This window comes from Dactylosporangium sp. CA-052675, assembly GCF_050947935.1.
GTDB lineage: Bacteria > Actinomycetota > Actinomycetes > Mycobacteriales > Micromonosporaceae > Dactylosporangium.
In genome coordinates this window covers 8,437,707-8,459,726 of record NZ_CP192010.1, presented here as the reverse complement: position 1 = coordinate 8,459,726, position 22,020 = coordinate 8,437,707, and the positions used below count along the sequence as shown (strand labels likewise).

The 22,020-nt window shown below is 74.7% G+C and carries 18 protein-coding genes; 3 read left to right on the top strand and 15 right to left on the bottom strand.

Going from position 1 to position 22,020, the window contains the following annotated elements:
* Nucleotides 1-3: 3 nt before the first annotated feature.
* The 4 genes from ACQP1P_RS37535 to ACQP1P_RS37520 all read right to left on the bottom strand — a co-directional run bounded on the left by ACQP1P_RS37535 (nt 4) and on the right by ACQP1P_RS37520 (nt 4,060).
* Entirely contained in the window at nt 4-2,109 is a 2,106-nt protein-coding gene (locus tag ACQP1P_RS37535) for a xanthine dehydrogenase family protein molybdopterin-binding subunit (RefSeq protein WP_433078509.1), read from the bottom strand.
* Nucleotides 2,106-3,077 (bottom strand): FAD binding domain-containing protein, encoded by a 972-nt coding sequence (locus ACQP1P_RS37530; protein ID WP_433078507.1) that lies wholly within the window; start codon nt 3,075-3,077, stop codon nt 2,106-2,108. Before ACQP1P_RS37530 ends, ACQP1P_RS37535 begins: the two co-directional genes overlap by 4 nt.
* A complete protein-coding gene (locus ACQP1P_RS37525; RefSeq protein ID WP_433090272.1) occupies nt 3,074-3,523 on the bottom strand; it encodes a (2Fe-2S)-binding protein in 450 nt (149 codons plus the stop codon). The genes ACQP1P_RS37530 and ACQP1P_RS37525 overlap by 4 nt, the downstream gene beginning before the upstream one ends.
* 111 nt (nt 3,524-3,634) lie before the next feature.
* Entirely contained in the window at nt 3,635-4,060 is a 426-nt protein-coding gene (locus ACQP1P_RS37520) for a rhodanese-like domain-containing protein (protein WP_433078505.1), read from the bottom strand.
* 71 nt (nt 4,061-4,131) lie between these two features.
* On the opposite strand from ACQP1P_RS37520, the gene ACQP1P_RS37515 reads away from it, so the two are divergent.
* Complete coding sequence (locus ACQP1P_RS37515) at nt 4,132-5,193, top strand: helix-turn-helix domain-containing protein (protein WP_433078503.1); 1,062 nt, start codon at nt 4,132-4,134, stop codon at nt 5,191-5,193.
* Here ACQP1P_RS37515 and ACQP1P_RS37510 read toward each other — a convergent pair.
* From ACQP1P_RS37510 to ACQP1P_RS37465, 10 genes are all read right to left on the bottom strand, one after another.
* Nucleotides 5,114-5,737 (bottom strand): maleylpyruvate isomerase N-terminal domain-containing protein, encoded by a 624-nt coding sequence (locus ACQP1P_RS37510; protein ID WP_433090270.1) that lies wholly within the window; start codon nt 5,735-5,737, stop codon nt 5,114-5,116. The two genes, ACQP1P_RS37515 and ACQP1P_RS37510, sit on opposite strands and share 80 nt — an antisense overlap.
* A gap of 2 nt (nt 5,738-5,739) precedes the next feature.
* A complete protein-coding gene (locus ACQP1P_RS37505) occupies nt 5,740-6,657 on the bottom strand; it encodes an ABC transporter ATP-binding protein (RefSeq protein ID WP_433078501.1) in 918 nt (305 codons plus the stop codon).
* Nucleotides 6,654-7,451 carry an ABC transporter permease gene (locus ACQP1P_RS37500; RefSeq protein WP_433078499.1) on the bottom strand — a complete coding sequence of 266 codons (798 nt, stop codon included), beginning with the start codon at nt 7,449-7,451 and terminating at the stop codon, nt 6,654-6,656. The genes ACQP1P_RS37505 and ACQP1P_RS37500 overlap by 4 nt, the downstream gene beginning before the upstream one ends.
* Nucleotides 7,444-8,220: an ABC transporter permease gene (locus ACQP1P_RS37495; protein WP_433078497.1), complete on the bottom strand. Its 777-nt coding sequence runs from the start codon at nt 8,218-8,220 to the stop codon at nt 7,444-7,446. Before ACQP1P_RS37495 ends, ACQP1P_RS37500 begins: the two co-directional genes overlap by 8 nt.
* 12 nt (nt 8,221-8,232) lie before the next feature.
* The gene (locus ACQP1P_RS37490; RefSeq protein WP_433078495.1) at nt 8,233-9,279 is read right to left on the bottom strand and encodes a hypothetical protein; all 1,047 of its coding nucleotides are present in this window, start codon (nt 9,277-9,279) and stop codon (nt 8,233-8,235) included.
* Nucleotides 9,280-9,343: 64 nt separating this feature from the next.
* Complete coding sequence (locus tag ACQP1P_RS37485) at nt 9,344-9,919, bottom strand: hypothetical protein (RefSeq protein WP_433078493.1); 576 nt, start codon at nt 9,917-9,919, stop codon at nt 9,344-9,346.
* Between the two features lie 53 nt (nt 9,920-9,972).
* Nucleotides 9,973-10,446 carry a hypothetical protein gene (locus ACQP1P_RS37480; RefSeq protein ID WP_433078491.1) on the bottom strand — a complete coding sequence of 158 codons (474 nt, stop codon included), beginning with the start codon at nt 10,444-10,446 and terminating at the stop codon, nt 9,973-9,975.
* A gap of 115 nt (nt 10,447-10,561) precedes the next feature.
* Nucleotides 10,562-12,421, bottom strand: coding sequence for a protein kinase domain-containing protein (locus ACQP1P_RS37475; RefSeq protein WP_433078489.1), 1,860 nt, complete (start codon nt 12,419-12,421; stop codon nt 10,562-10,564).
* 276 nt (nt 12,422-12,697) lie between these two features.
* Complete coding sequence (locus ACQP1P_RS37470) at nt 12,698-13,108, bottom strand: hypothetical protein (protein WP_433078487.1); 411 nt, start codon at nt 13,106-13,108, stop codon at nt 12,698-12,700.
* 619 nt (nt 13,109-13,727) lie between these two features.
* A complete protein-coding gene (locus ACQP1P_RS37465) occupies nt 13,728-14,897 on the bottom strand; it encodes a S8 family peptidase (protein WP_433078485.1) in 1,170 nt (389 codons plus the stop codon).
* A gap of 95 nt (nt 14,898-14,992) precedes the next feature.
* Here ACQP1P_RS37465 and ACQP1P_RS37460 point away from each other — a divergent pair, with 95 nt between their 5' ends.
* On the top strand, nt 14,993-17,608 hold the full coding sequence (locus tag ACQP1P_RS37460) for a CHAT domain-containing protein (RefSeq protein ID WP_433078483.1): 2,616 nt from the start codon (nt 14,993-14,995) through the stop codon (nt 17,606-17,608).
* 87 nt (nt 17,609-17,695) lie between these two features.
* A complete protein-coding gene (locus ACQP1P_RS37455) occupies nt 17,696-20,884 on the top strand; it encodes a hypothetical protein (RefSeq protein ID WP_433078481.1) in 3,189 nt (1,062 codons plus the stop codon).
* A gap of 607 nt (nt 20,885-21,491) precedes the next feature.
* Here the strand turns inward: ACQP1P_RS37455 and ACQP1P_RS37450 are convergent.
* The gene (locus tag ACQP1P_RS37450) at nt 21,492-21,908 is read right to left on the bottom strand and encodes a hypothetical protein (protein WP_433078479.1); all 417 of its coding nucleotides are present in this window, start codon (nt 21,906-21,908) and stop codon (nt 21,492-21,494) included.
* Nucleotides 21,909-22,020: the final 112 nt, after the last annotated feature.

Here is a 22,020-nt window from a genome sequence, read left to right as displayed (position 1 = left end):
GCCTCATCCTGGCACGGCCGGCAGCAGCAGGGCGGGCGTGATGGGCAGCGATCGGCAGCGCACCCCGGTGGCGTGGTACACCGCGTTGGCCACGGCCGCCGCCGCGCCCACGATCCCGAGCTCGCCGAGGCCTTTCGAGCCCATCGGGTTGAGGTGCGGGTCCGTCTCGGGCACGAACGTCACGTCGATGCGCGGGATGTCGGCGTTGACGGCGACGTGGTACGCCGCCAGGTCCGCCGTCACGAACGCGCCCGAGCGCGCGTCGAGCACCGTCTGCTCCAGCAGGGCCATCGACACGCCCATCGTCATCCCGCCGATGAGCTGCGAGCGGGCCGTGGTCGGGTTCACGATCCGGCCGCCCGCGAACACGCCGAGCATCCGGTCCAGCCGCACCTCCCCGGTCTCGGGGTCCACGCGCACCGCGCAGAACTGGGCGCCGAAGGCGTGGCGGGCGTACTCCTCCCGGCCGGCGATGTCCTCGGTGGTGTCCGCGGCCACCGCGACCCCCTCGGGCGGGACCTCGCCGCCGTGCACCCGGTCGATCCGCTCGCGCAGCAGCCGGCAGGCCTTCGTCACCGCCCAGCCCCACGACGACGTGCCCATCGAGCCGCCTGCGACGGTCGCGTAGCCGATCGCGCTGTCGCCGACCCGGATCTCCACGCACATCTCGTCGCACCCGAGCGCGTCCGCGGCGATCTGGCGCAGCACCGTGCGGGCCCCGGTGCCGATGTCGGCCGCGTTGACCGCGACCTCGAAGTGGTCGTCGGCGGTCGCCCGCGCCGTCGCCGTCGACGGCCAGGTGATCGCCGGGAACGACGCCGCCGCGACCCCGGTGCCGAGCAGCCAGCGGCCCTCGCGCAGCGCCGCCGGGCGGGGGTCGCGATCGGCCCAGCCGAACCGGCTCGCCCCCTCGCGCAGGCACTCCACGAGGTGCCGGCTGGAGAACGGCCGCCCCTCGGCGTCCCGGTCGGTGTCGTTGGCGATGCGCAGCCGCACCGGGTCCCAGCCGCCGGCCACCGCCAGCTCGTCGATCGCCGACTCCAGGGCGAACGCGCCCGGGCACTCGCCGGGCGCCCGCATCCAGGTCGGCGGCGGCACGTCCAGCGCCACGACGCGGTGGGTGGTGGTCAGGTTCGGCGGCGCGTAGTGCACGCGGCTGACCACCGCGCACTGCTCCGCGAACTCCGTCAGGCGCGAGGTCTGGCTGATGGAGTCGTGCCCGATCGCCAGCAGCCGGCCGTCGCTGCCGGCGCCGAGGCGGACGCGCTGGATGGTCGGGGTGCGGTACCCGCCCAGCGTGAACACCATCGAGCGCGGCAGGGCCAGCTTGACCGGGCGGCCGACACACCGGGCGGCCAGCGCGGCGAGCACCGTGTTCGGCCGCGCTACGCCCTTGGAGCCGAAGCCGCCGCCCACGTGCTCGTTGTGCACCCGCACGAGCTGCGGCGCGAGCCCGAACAGCGCGGCCAGGGTCTCGCGGACCGTCGAGGACGCCTGGGTCGCGTCGAACACGTCGAGCCGCCCGCGCTCCCAGAACGCGGTGGTCGCGTGCGGCTCCATCGCCACGTGGTGCTCGGTCGGGGTGCGGTAGGTGGCGTCGACCCGCACCGCCGCGGCCGCGAAGCCGGCCTCGAAGTCGCCGCGGTCCAGCCGGCCCCGGTAACCGGCGTTGACGATCTCGGGCTCGTAGAGGCCGGGGTGGTCGGCGCGCAGCACGGAGTCGGGCGGGGACACGTCGGCGCGGACCGTCACCGCCTCGGCGCCCTCGCGGGCCCGCTCCGGCGTCGTGGCCACGACGAGGGCGACGATCTGGCCGTAGTACGACACCTCGGGCGACTGCAGCACCAGCAGGTTGGGGTCGTCGACGGGCTCGAGGCGGGGCGCGTTCGCGTGCCAGACGACCGCGAGCACCCCGTCGAGGGCGAGCGCCGCGTCGGCCTCCACGGCGGTGATCCGGCCGCGGGCGAAGCCGGCCGCCACGGGCCAGGCGTGGCAGGCGCCGGGGATCGGGTGGTCGGCGGCGTACCGCGCGTGCCCCGTCACCTTCTCCCGCGCCTCGAGCCGCGGCTCCGCGCGTCCGATGTGGACAGTCGTCTCGAGGAGGGTCACGGCGTCAACTCCCGCAGCAGCTCGACGGTCAGGTTGCGCAGGAGCGGGATCTTGTACGCGTTGTCGCGCAACGGTTTCGCGAAGGCCAGCTCCTCCTCGGCGGCCCGGGCGAAGTGCTCGGGCGTGGCCGGCCCGTGGCGCAGCGCCCGCTCCGCGGCCCAGGCCCGCCACGGCAGGTGCGCGACCGCGCCCCAGGCCAGCCGCACGTCGTGCACGATGCCGTCGCGCACGTCGAGCGCGGCCGCGACCGAGCCGGCCGCGAAGGCGAAGCTCGCGCGGTCGCGGACCTTCCGGTAGCGGGAGCGGGCGGCGATGGGGCATTCGGGCAGGACGACCCCGGTGATCAGCGACCCCGGCGGCAGGTTCGTGTCCAGGTCCGGGCGGTCGCCGGGCCGGCGGAACAGGTCGTGCACGCTGATCGCGGCCGGGCCGTGGGGCCCCAGATAGTGCACCGACGCGTCCACCATGGACAGTGCCACCGCCAGGTCGGACGGGTTCGTCGCGACGCACTGCGGCGAGGCGCCCAGGATCGCCAGGTCGTGATGCTCGCCGTCGCGGGCGTCGCAGCCGCTGCCCGGTGAGCGCTTGTTGCACGCCTTCGTGACGTCCTGGAAGTACCGGCAGCGGGTGCGCTGCAGCAGGTTGCCGCCGACGGTCGCCCGGTTGCGCAGCTGCCCCGACGCCCCGGCCAGGATCGCCTCGGACACCACCGGGTAGTCGCGGCGGATCGTCTCGTCGCGGGCGAGCTCGGTGTTGGACACCAGCGCCCCGATGCGCACCCCGTCGCGCGTCTCGATGCCGTGGTAGGGCAGGCCCGTGATGTCCACGAGCAGCTCCGGGGACGTGACGCCGAGCTTCATGAGGTCGACGAGGTTCGTACCCCCGGCCAGGAACATCGCGCCCGGCCGGTTCATGGTGGCGACGGCCCCGTGCCCGTCGCCGGGTCGTTCGTACTCGAATGGCCTCATACCGCGGCCGCCACCTCGTAGACCGCCGCGGCGATGTGCGTGTAGGCCCCGCACCGGCAGATGTTGCCGCTCATCGCCTCCCGGATCGCGGCCGGCGACTCGGTCTCCTCCGGCGTGAGCCCGACCGCGGAGCAGATCTGCCCCGGCGTGCAGAACCCGCACTGCAGCGCGTCGTGCGCGATGAACGCCTCCTGGACCGGGTGCAGCCCCCGCCCCGCGCTGAGCCCCTCGACGGTCGTCACCGCGGCGCCGTCCACCGAGCACGCGAGCACCAGGCAGCTGACCACCCGCCGCCCGTCGAGCAGCACCGTGCACGCCCCGCACTGCCCGTGGTCGCAGCCCTTCTTCGCCCCGGTGAGCTCGAGCTGCTCGCGCAGGGTGTCGAGCAGCGTGCTGCGATTGTCGAGCCGTAGCTGGTGTTCGCGCCCGTTGACGTGCAGCGTCACGTCGCTTTCGGTTTCAGTCCCGCTCACGCCGCAGCCGCTACCCGCCCTGCCCGGAACCATGCTTGCGGTCCCGGGGTGGTTCCCCGCGAATGACCGGGGCGCCCCGGGCGCTCAGCAGTCGCAGGAGACGGCCCGGCGCGGCGTGGTCAGTTCGTCGGCCGGCCGCCGCCGCGGGCCCCCGCGCGTCTGGAACGCGAGCCCCTCCCGCACCCAGTACTCGAACCCGCCGATCATCTCCCGCACCCGGTATCCGAGCCGGGCGAACTCGAGGGCGGCCCGGGTGGCGCCGTTGCAGCCCGGCCCCCAGCAGTAGGTGACGACCTCCCGGCCGGGGTCGACGAGCTCGCGGGCCCGGGCGGCGATGTCGGCGGTGGGAAGGTGCACGGCCCCCGGGATGTGCCCCTGGTCCCAGGCCTGCTCGCCGCGGGAGTCGACCACCACCAGGTTCCCGTCGCCGGCCGCCAGTGCCGAGTGCACGTCGCTGACATCGGTCTCGAACCGCAGCCGCCGGGCGAAGTGCTCAATCGCTTCACGCATACGGACGATCCTGCGGTCGCGTCCGGCCCCGCACCAGTGGCGATAACGCCACCGCTGGTTAAGATCTCGCCATGCGCGCTGCGGTCCCGAGTCCGCCCGGCGAGTCGGTGGCGGTGCTGGCCTTCGCCGGGATGTCGCTGTTCGAGACCGGCATCGTGACCGAGATCTTCGGTCTCCCGCGCCCCGAGCTGGACGTCCCCTGGTATCGCCTGACGATCTGCGCCCCGGCGCGCGCCCGGCCGGCGTCCCCGATTCCTGTCGTGGGCGGCGCGACCCTGCACCCGCCGGCCGGCCTGGACCTGCTCGCGTCGGCCGGCACCGTGATCGTCCCCGGCGTCGAGTCCGTCCACGCCGACCCGCCGCCGGAGGTCCTCGAGGCCCTGCGCGAGGCCCGCGCCCGCGGCGCGCGCATCCTGTCCATCTGCTCGGGCGCGTTCGCGCTGGCCGCCGCGGGTCTGCTCGACGGGCGCCGCGCCACGACCCACTGGCGCTACGCGGACGTCTTCCGCGCCCGCTTCCCGCACCTCGACCTGGACCCGGACGTGCTCTACATCGCCGAGGGCGACGTGTGGACCAGCGCCGGCAGCGCGGCCGGGCTCGACCTGTGCCTGCACGTGGTGCGCACCGACCACGGGGCGGCGGTCGCGAACGCGGTGGCCCGGCGCCTGGTCGTGCCGCCCCACCGCGACGGCGGCCAGGCCCAGTTCATCGAGGCCCCGGTGCCGCCCGACGCGGACGACGACCGGATCGCGGCGAGCCTGGCGTGGGCGCTGGCGCACCTGCGCTCGCCGCTGACCCTCGCCGAGCTGGCGCGGCAGGCGCACATGTCGCCGCGCACCTACCTGCGGCACTTCACGCGCGCCACCGGCACGAGCCCGATCCGCTGGCTGCTGCGTCAGCGCATCCAGGCGAGCCTGCCGCTGCTGGAGACGACCGACGCGCCGATCGAGCAGGTGGCGGCGGCCGTGGGCTTCGACGCCGCGGTGACGTTCCGCCACCACTTCACCAACGCGATGCGGACGTCGCCGTCCGCGTATCGGCAGGCCTTCCGGACTACCGCTGCGCCGGCGGGCGGCCGTCCCACCGCCACGACGTCCGTGCCGCCCGGCCGGGCAGTTCGGCCCGGCCGGTAGCCCACAACAGGACCAGCCACGGGTCGTCGTGCTCGGGCACCTCCACGAAGAGGCGATCGAGCACCCCGCGGCACAGGTCGGCCGGCGGCGTCCACGCGCGGTTCACGCTGTCGGCGACGTCCCAGGCGTGCACGAGCACCTCGACCACGCCCATCGCGGCGAAGCCCTCCGGGTCGCTCACGCCGTAGGGGTGGTAGCCGCGGCGCGAGGCGGGCGCGGCATCCACCACGGCCGCGAGCATCGCGCCGCAGGCCGACAGGGAGCGCAGCAGGCCCAGCGTCCCGCTCTTGGCCTCGACGAAGATGGTGTTCGCCGGGCCGCCCTCGCGCAGCGGGCGCCACGCGAACGGCACGTAGGTGTCCTCGGGGGAGTCGGGCACGGCGATCTGGCCCGCGTAGGCGAACAGGTCGTCGGCCATGTGCTCCATGGTCTCCCAGCACGTCCACGACAGCGTGCCGGCCGGCCGGTCCCAGCCGTCGTCGGGCACGTCGGCGAAGGCGGTCCGGACGAGGGAGACAGCGCGCAGGACGTCAGCACCAGCCATGGTCACGGGCTTGACGCTAGCAAATAGAGCTGCCGCACCACGCCCTCGATGTCGGGCTCCTCGATCGTGAGGTCGTGCACCTGGGTCGTGGCCGCCACCGAGGCCAGGATCGCGGCCACCGTCGTCGTGCCGGGCGCGAACGACAGCCGCTGCCGCAGCCCGCCGGCCTCCACGCCGACGAGCCGCGCCCCCGGCACCGCGTCCAGCGGCGGGGCCGGCTCGGCGAGGTCGAGCACGAGGATGCGCTCGGCGCCGACCTGCCGGGCCAGCGCGTCCAGGGTGCCGTCGAAGGCGAGCCGGCCGTGGTCGACGACGAGCAGGCGGTCGGTCAGCCGGCGCACGTCGCCCATGTCGTGCGTGGCCAGCAGCAGCGTGGTGCCGAGCTCGCGCTGCTGCACGAGGAAGGCGCGCAGCCGCTCCTTGCTCAGCACGTCGAGCCCGATCGTCGGCTCGTCGAGGATGAGCAGCTCCGGGGAGTGCAGGAGGGCGGCCGCGACCTCGCCGCGGATGCGCTGGCCGAGGGAGAGCTGACGCACCGGCGTGTCCAGGAATGACGCGAGGTCGAGCCGCTCGCTGAGCTCGGCCAGCCGGGGGCGGTGGTCGAGGCGGTGGATGGCGCCCAGCGCGCGGTACGAGTCGCGCAGCGGCAGGTCCCACCACAGCTGGCTGCGCTGGCCGAAGACGACGCCGATGCGCCGGGCCAGGCGGCGCCGCTGCCGCATCGGCTCCAGGCCGCAGGTGCGCACCGAGCCGGCGGTGGGCCGCAGGATGCCGGTGAGCATCTTGATGGTCGTGGACTTCCCGGCGCCGTTGGCCCCGATGTAGCCGACCGCCGCGCCCGCCTCGACGGCGAACGAGAGCCCGTCGACGGCGACCGCCCGGCCGAAGTGCCGCCGCAGCCCGTCCACCTCGATGATCATGATCCCGCCCCCGTGTAGTGGCGCAGCCCGGACCGCCAGCCGAGCAGCGCGACGGCCCACACCGCCGCCGCGGCGAGCGGGGCGCACCAGCCGATCCACAGGGCGAACTCCGGTGGTGGCGGCAGCCGCAGCAGGGTCAGCGCCGGCAGGTAGGCCACGAACGCCGTCGGCACCACGAACGTGAACAGCACCCGCACCGGATCCGGGTAGATCGTGACCGGGAACTGCGACGCGTACTGTCCACCGTAGACGAACGACGAGGTGATGTCGGCGCCGTCGACGAGCCAGAACTGCACCGCGGCCGCGGCCGTGAACAGCGCGGCGAAGACGGCCGCCCCGCTGAGCACGGTGAGCGCGACGAGGGCCACGTTCGCCGCCGTCCACCGCACGTCGAGCCGGGCCAGGACCAGCGCCGCGACCACCGCCCCGGCCGCGGTCCGCCCGAGCCGGCGCAGCGACAGCTCGGCGCTGATGAGCTGCGGCAGGACCGGCAGCGGGCGCAGCAGGAACGCGTCGAGCGTGCCGGTGCGCAGGTAGGCCGGCAGCGCGTCGAGGTGGCCGAAGCACAGGTCGGCGAGGCTCATCGAGATGTGCCCGAGCGCGAAGACGAGCAGCGCCGCCGGGAACGTCAGGCCGCCGAGCGCGGGGACGTTGGCGAAGACGACGTACATCTCGCCCAGGCCGCTGACGGTCGCGCCGACGCTCGCGAACAGCTCGATGGCGAACGAGCCGCGGTACACCGTCTGGGCGCGCACGTGCATGCGCGCCAGGGTGAGATAGGGCCGCTCAGCCACCCTGCACCACCAGCTTGCGGGCCCCGAGCGCGAAGACGAGGCGCCCGAGGACGAGCAGACCCACGAGCCACAGAGCCTGCGTCAGTACCGTGGCCGCCCCGGCTTTGCCCGTGAGCACGTCGATCGGCGCCTGCAGCAGCGAGGGGAACGGCGTCGCCGCGGCCAGCCCGGCGAGCCAGTGCGGGAACCAGTGGACCGGCACCACGAGTCCGCACAGGACGTTGGACAGCACCAGGTACAGCGTCATCGGCCCGCGCAGGTCCAGCAGCCAGAACGCGCTCAGGTTGACCAGCCACCGGCACGCGAACGACAACGCGCTCGCGATCGCCACGCTGAGCGCGCCGAGGAGGTACGGCCCCGGGCCGTGCGGCAGCGCCAGCCCGGTCACGAGCGCGCCGACGAGCAGCGGCGGGATGCCCCGGGGCAGCAGCGAGAACGTGGCCCGGCCGAGGTCGGCGGCGAGGAAGGACAGCATCGGGTCGACGGGGCGGGCGAGGTCCACCGCGATGTCCCCGGAGCGGATGCGCTGCGCCAGCTCGCCCCAGCCGAAGAGGCTGACGGGGCCGGCGAGCGCCTGACCGAGCCACACGTACGTGGCCGTGGCCGCCCGGTCGTAGCCGCCGAGCGTCCCGCCCGCGGTGGCGACGACGGCGAGCATCACGGCCGAGCGGATCAGGCCGAACACGCAGTTGGTGAACGCGGCCCCGAAGGCGGCGGTGCGGTATGCGGACCAGCGCCGGATGCCGAGCACGAAGAGGGTCGCGTACACCGCCGGATTCTGTCAGCTCGCCAGGCGCAGATCGACCGGATTCGGGCCCGCCTCCCGCCAGTGGCGCAGCATCGGGGTGACGGTCCAGCCGAGCTGCCGCTCGCGGAAGGCGGCCCCGGCGCACCGGGCGGCCCAGTCGCGCGCGGCGCGGGGGAGGGGCCGCCCGTCGCCGAGCAGCTCGTCGCGCAGCGCGAACAGCACGGCCGCGGCGTGCTCGAACGCGGGGACCTCGCGCTCGCGGTCGCCGAGGCCGGCCATCCAGTCGAGGTCCCGGCCCGCGCAGACCGGGCAGTCGCAGGACCACAGCCGCGGGTCGGGACGGCTCCGCTTGGCGCGCTGGATGGCGCTGATCCGGCGGTACGACATCGTGGGCCGGAAGATCGTCGACGGCGGACGCACCCCGTCGGCCTCGCGGGGCGCGAGGTGGCGCAGCGCGGCGACGGTGCCGACGGCGGCCGCGACCGCCCCGTGGCACAGCGCGCCGAGCGAGGACAGGTCGCAGCGCAGCAGCAGGACGGGCACCCCGCAGCCGAGGACCGCCAGCAGCCCGGGCACGCACCCGTCGAGCGCGAACGGGTCGGCCCGCGCCTCCAGCACCAGGGCGACCGGCACCGCGGCGGCGCGCAGGTGGCCGGTGAGGACGTTGAGGTGGAGCCGGTCGCGCAGCCAGGCCGGGTGCAGCGGCAGCACCGCGACGGCGTCGGGGATCGCCATCGTGCGGTGCAGGATGCCGGCGAGGCCGCGCTCGTCGCCCGCGTCGACGTATCCGGAGTCGGTGAGCACCGGCAGGCCCAGCTCGCGCTGCCGGCGTAGCCAGCGCGGGTTGAACGGGGCGCTGGCCGGCAGCCGGTCCGGACCCGCGTACCGGGCCGCGTCGAGCAGCAGCGGGGCGCCGAAGCGGGCACGTCCGCGCAGGTAGGCCGCGGTTTCGAGCAGGCCGCGCTCGTCGCCCTGGTGCGGCGCGACCACGAGCCCGCCGTGCGGCCGGTCGGCGATCGGGGCGCAGCGCAGGGCCTGGTTCGTCGTGCAGTACACGAGCAGGCTCCGCGCGTCGAGCATGGCCGATCATCCCCGTCACGGTTGGTACATAGATCGTAACCAATCGTGGGGGATTCACGAACATTCATCTGCCGCAGTCGACCTCGATGACCGTCGTGGCGCTCGCGGTGCTCGGCTTCGACACGGCGACGCGCACCTGGTGCCCGCCCTGGGACGGCCCGACCGTGGCCCGTGTCGTCTCGCTGAAGGTGGTGCCCGAGGCCGTCCGGCGCACGGGTGACATTTCGTTGATCGTGTACTGCACCTGCAGCCCCGGCTCGCTCAGCGTCATGTGCACGGTGAGCTTGGTGACGAGCGTGCCGCGGCAGGTGGTGAACCGGTCCGGGTCGGCGCTCACCGTCACCGTGAGCACCCGCGGCCCGGCCGGGGTCGTCGGCGCGGCCGAGGCCGGCCGGGTCTTCGTGGCCGACGGCCGCGCCGACGCTGTCGTTCGCAGTGCGGTCGCGGCCGGCCCGATCGTCGTCGAGTCCTCGGGCACGACCGGCTGCGGCGTGTCCCGCACCGCCGCCGGTGGCCGCGGCCGGTCCCCGTCGCCGGTGGTCAGCGCCACCAGTGCGACCCCGACCACGAGCACGGCCGCGAGCCCGCCGCCGGCCAGCAGCGCGACGGCACGCCGCGACAGGCCCTCCGGTGGTGGCACCGGAAAGCCGCCAGGGCTCCCCGTTAACCCGTCCTCCGCTGAGCCGGGTTCGGTCATCGCGATCCCGGGAACGAGGGCTTCGGCGGCTTGTGGGTGGTCGGCTTGCCCTCGGGCTTCGTGGTCTGCGTCGCCGGCTTGGTGGTCTTGGTGGCGCCCGGGGTGCCCGACGGCGCGGGCTTGCCGCCGGGGATGTCGTCGTTCTTCAGCTGCGGCCACGACTGGGTCGGCTGGGCGGCGTCATCGGTCGGCGCCGGTGCGGCGGAGGACGACACGCTCGTCACCGAGGACTCCGGGTTGGCCGCGGCGGGCGTGGCGTCCGGCCCGCTGCTGGTGCTCAGCGCCGCGACGACGAGCCCGATGATCAGCACCAGGGCCGCGCCGCCGCTCGCCACGAGGATCTTGGTCTTGCGATCCATCGGACCGTCGGCCTGCTCCTCCTCGGGCCGCGGTGGCAGCTTGATCTCGCCCGTGTACTCCCCGTAGATGAACCTGGGCAGCCCGTCGCGCGTGGCGTCGTCGTCGGTCATGCGACCACCTTCCGGCAGATGACGGTCAACGTGCTGCGGTCGTAACCCTAGACGCACATCGTCGTGTGTTGCGTTGTCGCCCGGCGCAACATCCTAGACGAACGTGAGCGGCGCTCTAGGGCTTGGTGCAGGCGTTGGTGAACGTCAGCGAGTCCGTCGTGGTGCCCGGGCTGGTGACGCTCAGCGTCATCGGGAACGAGTACTTTCGGCTGCTGTCGACCCGTACGCGGTAGGTCTCGGTGTAGGTCCCGTCGACCGCGGTGACCGTCTTGGCGGCCTTGCCCGTGGTCGCGAACGTCACCTTCGTGCCCGGCTGGTTCGTGGTGATCGTCACGGTCACCTGGACGTCGAGCCCGTTGCCGGAGCAGGGCCCGTTGTACGTCACCGGGTTGAGCCCGATCTTCGCCGACGTGACCGTGGGGGGCTTCGGCGAGTTCGTCGTGGGCCGGGTCGTCTTCGGGGCCCGGGTCGTGGTCTGCGGCTGCGACGACGGGGACGGCTCGACGCTCGGCGAGGGGAGATCGTCGGACGGCGACGGGGAGGGCTCGGTGTTCACCAGGGCCGCGTCGGTGGCGGAGCTCGTCTGGGCGGCGGCCTGGTTCGCGCTCGTGGGGCCGCCGCCGTCGAGGAAGAACGCGACGGCGATGAGGAACGCGAGCACGCCGGCGCCGATGAGCGCGGCCACCTTGAGCTCGGACCGGATGCCGGGTGGTGCGGGGCGCTCGTGCTTCGCCGCCTGGGCGGCCTCGGCGGGTGCTGTTGCGGCTTCGGCTCCGGCTTCGGTCTCGGCGGCCGCGGTGGTGGCTTCGCCGGTCGCGGTGGTGGCTTCGCCGGCCGCGGCGGTGGCTTCGAGGAGCGCGGCGGTGGCTTCGCCGGTCGCGGCGGTGGCTTCGGGGAGCGCGGCGGTGGCTTCGCCGGTCGCGGCGGTGGCTTCGGGGAGCGCGGCGGTGGCTTCGCCGGTCGCGGCGGTGGCTTCGGGGAGCGCGGCGGTTACGAGGGGCTGCTCCTGCGTGACGTCCGCTCCGTCGGGCCAGCTTGCCGCGGCTGCGGGCCCGTGCGGGTTCGCGGTGGTTTCCGGGGCTTCGTCGGCTGTGCCGGATTCGCCGGGGGTGGTGGTTTTGTCCGCGGGATCGGGCTCGGTCGGTGTGCCGCTGAGGGCCATGGCGATCGTGGTCGCGGCGGGACCTGCTCCGACCGTGTCTGTCGTGCCGGGCTGTTCGGTCGCGGGGGTCGGCGTGTCCGTTTGCTTGGGATTTGTGGGGCTTTCCGGCGGTACGACGGCCGGATGCCCCGCCACGGCGGACAGTGCCGCGCGCACGGCCTCGAGCGACGGCCGGGCCTTGGGGTCCTCGTGCATGAGGGCGGCGACGATCTCGGGCGCGGCGTCGGGAGAGGCGAGCGCCAGGGTCGCCCCGAGTGAGTAGAGATCGGCCTCGGGGCCGCCCTCGCCGGTCTGGCGGCGCTCGGGTGCGACGAACGCGGGGTCGCTCAGCGGGAGGTGCCCGTCGAGCATGGCGGCAACGGCGAAGTCGGTGAGCTGGGCGGTCCCGTCCGGCGGGAGCAGTACGTTGGCCGGCTTGACGTCACCGTGCGTGATGCCCGCGGCGTGCGCGGCCGCGAGGGCGTCGAGCAGCACGAGGCCGAGCTGCGCACCCTCGGCCGCCGGCAGCGGGCCCTCGGTGCTGACGCGCTCGCCGAGGGAGCGGCCCTCGACGAGATCCATCACGATCCACGGCCCGTCATCGGTGACGACGACCTCGTGGACCCGGACGATCGCGGGGTGCTCGACGCGCCCGGCGGCCCGCGCCTCGCGGTTCACCCGGTCGCGTTCCGCGGTCGTCATGAGCTCCGGCAGCCGTACTTCCTTGATCGCCACCATGAGCTGCCGCCGCAGGTCACGGGCGCGCCACACGATGCCCATGCCGCCCGCGCCGATCGCGTAGTCCAGCCGGTACCGGTCCGCCAGCGTTTTCAAGATCAGATCCCGCCCAGTTGCCGTGAAAGGGACATCTCAGCATGCCCGCGCCCGCCGTGCAGGTCGGGCAATCGGTTGGTTCACTCTGTCGTATAGGTGCCTGTGAGTCGAACCTCTTCGATGTCAAGTCTGCCCTGCGACTGCCTGGGCGCCACGTCATCGATCCGTCGTTCATCCCGCAGACGCACGACGGTCGCCCGTTTGTGGGCCAGGAGTTGCGGCTTCAGCGTCGTGTACTGTCCGTGTTCTGTCCGCTCCAGGCGGTCGTGCTCCTCGTCACCCTCGTGCGGGGCCGCGAGATGCTGCTCGTGCTCCTTTTCGATCCGCTCCACACGGTCGTGCTCCTCGTCGCCCCCGTTGCAGGGCCGCGAGATACTGCTCGTACTCCTTCCGCAGCCGCGAGACCACCAGCTCCTCGGCCCCGATCCGCGCGCCGGTCTCCGGCAGCGCGTCCAGCGCCTCCCGGGTCGCCGCGGACTGAGCCGGCGGCAGCTCCTGCCGCGGGCCGTCGTCCTCGGGCAACCGCGCCCAGCGTACGACGGCCGGCATGCAGAGCCCGAGCGGCATGGTGAGCACGACGACGCCCGACGCGACGAAGACGATGGGGTCCCGTTCGGTCGCTGCGGAGGGTACCGCGAGCGCGTCGGCCAGTGACACCGCGCCCCGGAACCCCGCGAACGCGTCCACGATCCGGGCCCGGCCGCCGACCCGCCGGAGGCGCAGCTGTTGGCGCTACTCGGGGTGCGGATGAGGTATCGGCGCGGTGAACCCCATGCGAACCGCAGCCCGATCACGGCGCCGGCGACGGCTGCGAGCACGACGGCCGCGTGCCCGAGGGCGCCGTCGGTGAGCCCTCGCACCGAGTCCGGCCGCCGGCATGCCGATGCACACGAACAGCGCCCGTTGAGCACGAAGGTGGTGAGCGTCCAGAACGCCGTCGCCTGCGTGTGCGTGCACGCTGACCGCTGCATGTTCGTGCGCTCCGTCGTCGGCGTGTGCGTGCGGGTTGACGGCTGCGTGTGCGTGCGGGCTGGCACGCGGCCCGCCGCACGCGTGGCATCGCGTCGGCTACAGGCGCCGCACGCGTGGCATCGCGTCGGCTACAGGCGCCGCACGCGTGGCATCGCGTCGGCTACAGGTGCCGCACGCGTGGCATCGCGTCGGCCGCAGGTGCCGCACGCGTGGTGGCTGCGGCGGCCCGGATGCCGCGGTTCGGCCGTGACGGGGGGCGTGCGGAGGGGCGCGGCGGCCCACACCGGGCGCTGCGGTTCGCCGCCCGCAGCGCCCTCCCCCGTGCGATCCTCGCTCAGCGCAGCGAGGGGAACCCGCCCAGCTGCTGCTGCGAGGCCTCCGCCCGCACCTGGTCCGCCGCCGCCACCACGGACCCGGCCGCCGCCGTGCGCTCGACCAGGGCCGCCACCACCTTCGGCGCCGCGAACGAGGTGCCGCTCCACGCCGCCCAGCCCGACGCGAAGCCCGGGTGGTGGATGAAGGTGCTGACGATGTCCGCGCCCGGCGCCACCAGGCTCACCCACGGCCCGCGGTTGCTCCAGTCGCAGACCCCGTTGCCGTCGTGCGCCGCCACCGCGAGGATCTGCCCCGCCCACGGCGAGTCGCTCGCCGCGAACGCCGCCGGCCAGAACGGACGGTCGTGGATGCCGTCGTTGCCCGCCGCCGCGACGACGACCCGCCCGGTGCCGGACAGGAAGGTCGACAGCGCCGCCGAGAGGATCGCCGGCGGCTGGTCGCCGACCGAGAACCCGCCGAGCGAAAGGTTCAGCACGTCGACGTCGGTGAGCCCGGTGATCGCGGCGGCCAGGTCGGCCTCGGTGCACATGCCGAAGCTGTCGAGCACCTTGACGATTCGGATCTGCGCGGCGTCGGTTCCCTGCACCACGACCCCGGCGATGAAGTTCGCGTGCCCGACGTCGGAGTCGAGCTCGCCGTCGTTGTCGCCGTCGAGGACGGTCTCGACGTTCTCCGCCGTGGCCGAGTAGCAGCCGGCCGGGAGGGGGCTGTCGACGTACACCCCGGTGTCCATCACAACGACCCGGACGGACGATGCACCTCCGGCCGAAGGGGCGAGCTTGGACGGGGGAGCGTCGGCGGCCACGGGCGGGCCGAACGGGCCGCCGTGCTCGTGCGGGGTCGACAGGAACACGTGGTTCGGGCCGACGACGGCGTCGGGCAGCTGGCCGCGCAGCTGGCGGACGGCGGCCGAGACGTCGAGCCCGCGGGTCTTGATCCGGCGCAGCCCCCGGTGCGGCTCGTCCTCCTCGATGTCGCCGGCCCGGTGGCCGAGGCCGGCGAGGGTGCGGTGCGCGATCCCGGCCCCGTGGTCGGAGACCAGGATCTCGTCGGCGACGAAGCGCACCGGCCGGCCGGACTGTACTTCGGTGCGCAACCACGGCAAGGTGGACAGGCGCTCGGTGCGGACCTGCTCCCACCGCCGAAGACGATCGTTCGGTACGGACATGAATGCTCCCCAAAACGGATCAACAATGAGGCCGGTGACATGAGTCGCGCTCCGGGCCCCGTGATACACATCCGAGTCTTTGGCAGGATGCAACCATGACGGCAGCGTCCGTGCTCCCCGCCGCCGACGACGATCTGGCGCAGCGGCTGCTCCCGATTGTCATGGCCGACCCCGGCAAGGCCAAGCATCTCGCCGAGGCGGCGCTGCGTGACGCCCGCCGCGACGGCGACCCGGGCCGCGAGGCGGTGGCCCTGCGCGCCCTCGGCCTGGTGGCCCGCGCCCGGCACGACGCCGCCGGGGCCGCCCGGCACCTTCGCGCCTCGATGACCGTCGCCCGCCGCCACGGCCTCAAGGTCCACGAGGCCGAGGCCCGCATGAGCCACGCCCTCATCCTCGACGACCTCGGCCGCCCGAGCGCCGCCCTCAAGGAGATCGACCGGGCGGTCGCCGAGCTGCACGGCCACCGGCGCGCCCGCGCGACCATGCAGCGGGCCCTCATCCTGCGCCGGCTCGGCTTCGACCATCAGGCCATGGAGCTCTACCGCGGTGCCCTGCGCGCCTTCCGCACCACCGGCGACCAGGTGTGGGAGGCGCGGACCCTCACCAACCGGGGCGTCCTGCACGGCTTCCGCGGCAACCTCAAGCAGGCCGAGGTCGACCTGCGCGCCGCCCAGGCGCTCTACAACCGGCTCGGCATGGCCACCGCCGCCGCCCAGGTGGAGCACAACCTCGGCTTCGTCGCGGCCCAGGCCGGCGACGTGCCCACCGCCCTGGCCCGCTACGACCGGGCCCACGACCGGCTGTGGAGCACCGGCGTCGACGCGGTCAGCCTGCTCGACCGCGCCGACCTGCTGCTGTCGGTGCGGCTGCTGCCCGAGGCCGACGCCGCGATCCGGGCCGCCATCGACGCCTGCACCGACGGCCACCTCGACTCGGTGCTCGGCCAGGCCCACCTCATGCTCGCCCGGCACGGCCTCGCCGCCGGTACCCCGGAGGAGTCGAAGACCGCGGCCGCCGCCGCGCGCCGGGTGTTCCAGCGCCAGGGGCGCAGCGTGTGGATGGCCCGCGCCCGGGTCGCCGAGCTCGCCGCCGTCGTCGCGCTCGGCAAGGCCAACCGCGGCACCCTGCGCGACCTGCGCACCGTCGCCGCGCACCTGCTGGAGGCCGGCTGGCTGCAGCCCGGCTGGGACGCGCTGCTCGACGCCGCCCAGCTCGCGGTCGACCTCGGCGAGCTCTACACGGCCCGCGAGCTGCTCACCGAGGCGGGCGGCGCCGCCAAGCTCGGCCCGGCCCCGCTGCGGGTGCGGTGGTGGCACATCCGCGCCCGCCTGGAGCTCGCCTCCGGCGCCGTCGCGGAGGCGGTGCGGGCGGCCACCTCCGGCCTGCGCCAGGCCGACGCCTACCGGGCCAGCCTCGGCGCCACCGAGCTGCGCGTGCGCGGCAGTGCCGAGACGGCGGCCCTGGCCGGCCTGCGGCTGCGGCTCGCCCTGGTCCACGGCGGACCGGCCTCCGCCCTGGCCTGGGCCCAGCGATGCCGCGCCGCCGCCCTCACCCTGCCGCCGACGCACCCGTCCACCGACCCGGTCGTCGCCCGGCACCTGACCGAGCTGCGCCGGATCAACAGCGAGCTCGCCGCGGCACCGACGGGACCCCAGCGCACCAGCCGGCTGCTGCGGCGGCAGCGCGTGCTGGAGGCCGAGATCCGCCGCCGCTCGTGGCGTGCGCCCGGTTCTTCGCCCAACGCTGTGGAGTTGTCCCTCCCCACGCTGGCCACGGCGCTGGGGGAGCGGGTGCTCGTCGAACTGCTGGACATCGACGGGCGCCTGCATGCCCTCGTCGTGCGCGGGCGCAGGGTCACGCATCGCATCGTCGGCGAGATCGAGGCGGTGCGAGCCGAGCTGGAGTCGCTGAGGTTCGCCCTGCACAACCAGGTGCTGGGACACGCCGCGGGCGGCGAGCGACTCGAGCGGCGCGCCGAGGTCCTCGACCGGCTCCTGCTGGGTCCGCTCGCCGATCTGCTCGGCGACGGGCCGCTGGTCCTGGTGCCGACCGGAGCCCTCCACGCGCTGCCGTGGGGAATGCTACCCCGCCTCCGCGGGCGCTCACTGACCGTCGCACCCTCCGCGACGATCTGGTTGCGCTGCGCGACATCGTCCACTGTGGACGGCAGGCTGGTGCTGGTGGGAGCCCACTCGGCGGAGCAGGCGGCCGACGAGGTGCGGGAGATCGCCGCGGACCGTGCGGGCGCCACGGTGCTGGCCGGCGACCGGGCGCGGGTCGAGCCCGCCCTGACCGCGCTGGACGGGGCCGCGATCGGGCACATCGCGGCGCACGGCGAGTTCCGGGTGGACAACCCGCTGTTCTCGTTCCTCATGCTCGCCGACGGGCCGCTCACGGTGTACGACCTCACCGCCCTGCGACGCCCGCCCGGCCTGCTGGTGCTGTCCGGCTGCGACACCGGCCTGGCCGCCGTGCACCCCGGGGACGAGCTCATGGGACTCGTGGCGGCACTGCTCAACATGGGTACCGCCACCGTCATCGCATCCACCGGGCCGGTCGACGACGGAGCCACCCGCCACCTCATGCGGGCCTTCTACGGCCGGCTCGCCACGGGACTCGGCCCGGCCGCCGCGCTCGCCGCCGCCCAGGCCGCCGCCCGGCCCGGCGACCGGGCCAGCGCGGAGAGCTTCGTCTGCTTCGGCGCCGGCTGAGCTATCGAGTCACCACGACATCACGCTCAGTCATGCCTAGGTGATCACTCTCGGAATTTGTCGGACCCCGGGCCTACGATGCCGAACGTGACCCGACGACGTGCTCGCATCCCGCTCACCGCCCTGGCGGTGCTGCTGGTGCTGGGCGCGCTCGTGGCCTGGGGCGTCGGCGGGGCACTCGGCCTGCGCTTCGACCGGGCCGCGATCCCGGTGGAGCGCTCCGCCGTCGCCGATGTCGGCCCGGCCGCGCCCGTCGCGATCGCGTCGATCTCGGTGCCGTCCTCGCCCCGGCTGAGCCTGGCCGCCGCGGCGGTCGCCGACGCTGTCGTGGCCCGCGGGAGCGCCCGGCCGGTGATCGGCGCCGACGGTCCGGCTGATGTAGCGGTACACGTGGATGAGGCCATTCCCGCGGGCTCCTACCGCCTCGACGAGCCCCTCACGCTCACCGGCGGCGACGAGAACGGTGCCGCCTCCGGGCTCTACGCGCTGGCCGACCGCATCCGCTCGGGCGAGCCGCCGCTGCCCGAAGACCAGCGGGGCGAGGTCGTCACGCCCCGCCTCGGGCTGAGGCTCACCGACGCCGGCTCGGTCGGCCGCGAGCCCGACGTCGCCGCGTTCGCCGCGGGCACCGACTACTCGCTCAACACCGACGTCGTCGGCGGCGCCCTGCTGCCGGCCGCGCCGTGGGTCGACCAGGTCGCCGTCGAGCGGATCTCCCGGCAGTTCCACCAGTTCGTCGACCACTCGCTCGCGCAGGGGTACAACGCCGTGGTCCTGCCCGGCTTCCTGGAATACATCGCGTTCAGCCGGGTCGGCGACGGCCACGCGGTCTATCCCCGCGGCGACTCGCACATCGCCCGGGCCGAGGCGCTCACCGCCGCCTTCGCGCCCGTGTTCCGCTACGCCGCCGACATGGGCATGAAGGTCTACCTGCTCACCGACATGCTCGCGCTGTCGCCGCCGCTGCAGCGCTACCTGGAGCGGACCTACGGTGGCCTGAAGGTCGAGGATCCGCACTTCTGGCGGGTCTACGCGCTGGGCCTGGCCGAGCTCTTCGAGCGCATGCCGTTCGTCAGCGGGCTCATGATCCGCGTGGGCGAGGGCGGCGACGTCTACAAGCAGCCCGGCTGGGACTACGAGTCGCGGATCGCGGTCACCACCCCGCAGGCCGTGCGCACCATGCTCGACACGCTGCTGCAGGCCGCGGGCGAGGCCGGTCGCGACATCATCTTCCGCACCTGGACCGTCGGCGTCGGCGCGGTCGGTGACCTGCACACCGACCCGGCCGCCTACGAACAGGTCCTCGGCGACTTCGACAACGCGCACCTGATCGTGTCGACGAAATACACGCTCGGCGACTTCTACAGCCACCTGCCGTTCAACGCGACGCTGGAGGTCGGCGCGCAGCGGCGGATCGTGGAGTTCCAGTCGCGGCGGGAGTTCGAGGCGTTCGGCTCGCTGCCCAACGACCTGACCGGCCTGCACCAGCAGGCCCTGCAGCGCTTTCTCGCCGCCAACCCCCACGTCGAGGGCGTGTGGACCTGGACCCAGGACGGCGGTCCGCTGCGCGCCGGGCCGATGACGCTCCTGCTGCGTTCGGGCTTCTGGCAGCTGTACGACCTCAACTCCTACGCCCTCGGCCGGCTCGCCTGGGACCCGGCGATCCCGCCGGCCCAGATCACCGCCGACTGGGCCCGGCAGACCTTCTCCGACGACCCGGCGACCGTCACCGCGATCTGCCGCATGATGTCGATGTCCCGCGAGGCGGTGACCAAGGGCCTCTACCTGGGCCCCTACGCCGACGACAAGGTCGAGGCGCTCGGCCTCGAACCCCCGCCGATGATGTGGATCTTCGAGTGGGACATCGTCACCGGCGACTCCGCGGCGCTGGACAGCATCTACGCCGTCAGCCGCGACCACCTCGAGCAGACCATCGCCGAGGGCGACCGCGCCGTGGCCCTCGCCGCCTCGATGCACGAGACGATCGCGGCCACCGACCCGGTGACGTGGCGCGACGCGACGCTGCGGGCGAAGCTCCTCGACACCCTCGCCTACGAGACGGACCTGTTCCGCACCCTCGGCGCCTACCGCGCCATGGTCCTGCGGCACGCCCAGTGGCTCGACACCGGCTCGGCGTCGGCGCGCACGGCGTGGCAGGACGCGCAGGGGCGGTATCGCACGGCCCGCGACGCGCACACGGCGCGCTACGGCGGGGACGTGGACCTGCCGGCGTACAACTTCACCGCCGCCGACATCGGCGCGACCCGCGCCGACCGCGACCCCCTGATGGCCGTGCTGGCTCGGATCCTGCTCGGCCTCGTCGTGCTGCTGCTGCTCGTCGGGGCCGTCGGCCGCTCCACCGGGATGCGCGCGCTCTGGCTCGGCGCGACCCGCCCGTGGCGCCTGGCCGATCTCGCCCCGCTGCCGAGCCGCCTCGACCGCCTGCTCGTGATCGCGATCCCGGTCGCCGCCCTCGTGCTGTCCCGGCTCGTCCTCACGTGGTTCGCCGCGCCCGCCCACCTCGTGGTCAGCCTGGGCGGCTGGCTGCTGTTCGCCCTGACCGCACGGGTCCTGGCCGGCCGTCGCGACCCGTTCCACCTGTGGGCCGCGATCGGCGGCGTGGCCATGCTGCGCACCGTGATCCTCCTGACCGCGATGATCCTGCGCGGTCCCGGCGGCTACTGGTTCGCCTTCTGGACCGACCCGGTGCGCCGCTCGGTGTACGTGTGCGTCGCCTTCGCCGCGTTCGCCTGGCTCTTCGTCGCCGTGGCCCTGGTCCTGCGCGACCGGTACTCGCTGCCCCGCCGCCGCGCGACGGCCGTGGTGCTGGCCGGCATCGGCGTGCCCCTCGTCGTGCTGGGCGGCCTGGTGTCGTTCCTGGGCCTGGAGCGCGCCCTGACCATCTGGAACGACCAGATGGCCCTGCTGCCCTGGGGCTTGTCGCGAATCCTCGGCATCACGGTGTACCTGGGGATCCCCACCTACCTGCCCGAGGCGGCCGTGGCCCTGGGCGCGGTCCTGCTCGGCGCGGCGGCCCTGCTGTCGCTGCGCCGCCGCTCGCGCGCCGCCTTCGAACCGCCGCGCCCGCCGCGCCCGGCGCTCCCGTCCGGCCCGTCGGGCCGCCGCTCCCGCAACGCCCCCGACCAGACCGAGGAGGAACCCACGAGCGCCGCGCCGCTACCGGCCCTGCCGTCCCGCCGCCCCGCAATACCGCTGCCGTCCCGAATCCCGCGGCCGGGCCAGGACCAGGAACACCGCCCCCGCCACGCCCTCTGACGCCCGCCGCGCCGCTGCCGGCCCTGCCGTCCCGCAATACCGCTGCCGTCCCGAATCCCGCGGCCGGGCCAGGACCAGGAACACCGCCCCCGCCACGCCCTCTGACGCCCGCCGCGCCGCGCCACCCGCCACCGCTGCTCCGCGCGGTCGCCCCTGGGCTGCGGGGACCGTGGGCGAGCCTGCACCTGCGGGCAGGCGCGCTGATCTCCCGCGTGCAGCGCCACCCGTCGCTTCTGGGCCGCGGGGCCGCCGGGGCCGGGGCCGGGACAGTGCCGCGCGCACGCGCTTCGACCCCTTGCCGTGCAGCGGCACGCGCCGTCACCACACTGCGGGCGAGACGGTGCCGTGGGACCTCGATCGGCACGGGCGAGACCGCGAGGCAGGACGAGCCTGCACCGCGTTGAGAAGGCTCGGACCGGCCGGCGGTGTTCGTCGCCCGCACGGCGGCAGGTCGCGGGAGTTGCGCCTGATGGCCGAGGCCCCGTCGTGGCTTGCCCCGGCCCTGCTGGTGGTGGCGGGCCATCGGCGGCCGCGGCGAGAGCCGGTGCCGTGAGGTTCGCGTGGTGGCCGAGCTGAGGGTGGGCGAGCCGGCCGGACTCGGGGCCAGTCAGCGGCGGGTGGCCGCAGTGGCAAGGGCCCAGGTCACGGCGTCCTCGGCCAGGGCGGCGGGAAGGGTGGGCCAGTGGCGCTGCTCGGCGTACGCGCGCCAGCGAGCGCCCGCGACGCTTCCGCCCGCCGCGGCCGCCGCCGCCACCAGGGCCGGGGCGATCGGGTTGCTCCCCTCGCGCCGGGCCAGGGCGGCCGCGGCCAGGCCGGCGAAGACGAGGCGCCCGGCCAGCGGAGCGGCCCCGAGGCGGCTCGGGGCGGCCGGCAGCTTGTCGACCACGAACTCGCCGACCGCCGCGGCGGCGGTTGCCAGTCGCAGGGCTTGGGAGTCGCTGCCGAAGGCCACGGCCGCGGGGGCCGCGGCGCTGCGGCCGCCGGAGGCGATGCCCAGCAGGGCGGAGCGTGCGATCAGCCACATGAGCGCGACGCTACCCGCCACCTGCCTCCCGCAAACGCGATTCCGCACCCCGGGCGGCCGCCGGGCGCCCGGATCGGTGGCGGGCCGGGGGCCGCCCGCGCCGGCGGCGGGC

Coding starts and splice junctions, on each gene's coding strand:
- ACQP1P_RS37520 (WP_433078505.1), bottom strand. CDS start 4,060: ATGCGTGAAGCGATTGAGCACTTCGCCCGGCGGCTGCGGTTCGAGACC.
- ACQP1P_RS37505 (WP_433078501.1), bottom strand. CDS start 6,657: ATGATCATCGAGGTGGACGGGCTGCGGCGGCACTTCGGCCGGGCGGTC.
- ACQP1P_RS37450 (WP_433078479.1), bottom strand. CDS start 21,908: ATGTGGCTGATCGCACGCTCCGCCCTGCTGGGCATCGCCTCCGGCGGC.
- ACQP1P_RS37460 (WP_433078483.1), top strand. CDS start 14,993: ATGACGGCAGCGTCCGTGCTCCCCGCCGCCGACGACGATCTGGCGCAG.
- ACQP1P_RS37510 (WP_433090270.1), bottom strand. CDS start 5,737: ATGGCTGGTGCTGACGTCCTGCGCGCTGTCTCCCTCGTCCGGACCGCC.
- ACQP1P_RS37465 (WP_433078485.1), bottom strand. CDS start 14,897: ATGTCCGTACCGAACGATCGTCTTCGGCGGTGGGAGCAGGTCCGCACC.
- ACQP1P_RS37515 (WP_433078503.1), top strand. CDS start 4,132: ATGCGCGCTGCGGTCCCGAGTCCGCCCGGCGAGTCGGTGGCGGTGCTG.
- ACQP1P_RS37530 (WP_433078507.1), bottom strand. CDS start 3,077: ATGAGGCCATTCGAGTACGAACGACCCGGCGACGGGCACGGGGCCGTC.
- ACQP1P_RS37490 (WP_433078495.1), bottom strand. CDS start 9,279: ATGCTCGACGCGCGGAGCCTGCTCGTGTACTGCACGACGAACCAGGCC.
- ACQP1P_RS37480 (WP_433078491.1), bottom strand. CDS start 10,446: ATGACCGACGACGACGCCACGCGCGACGGGCTGCCCAGGTTCATCTAC.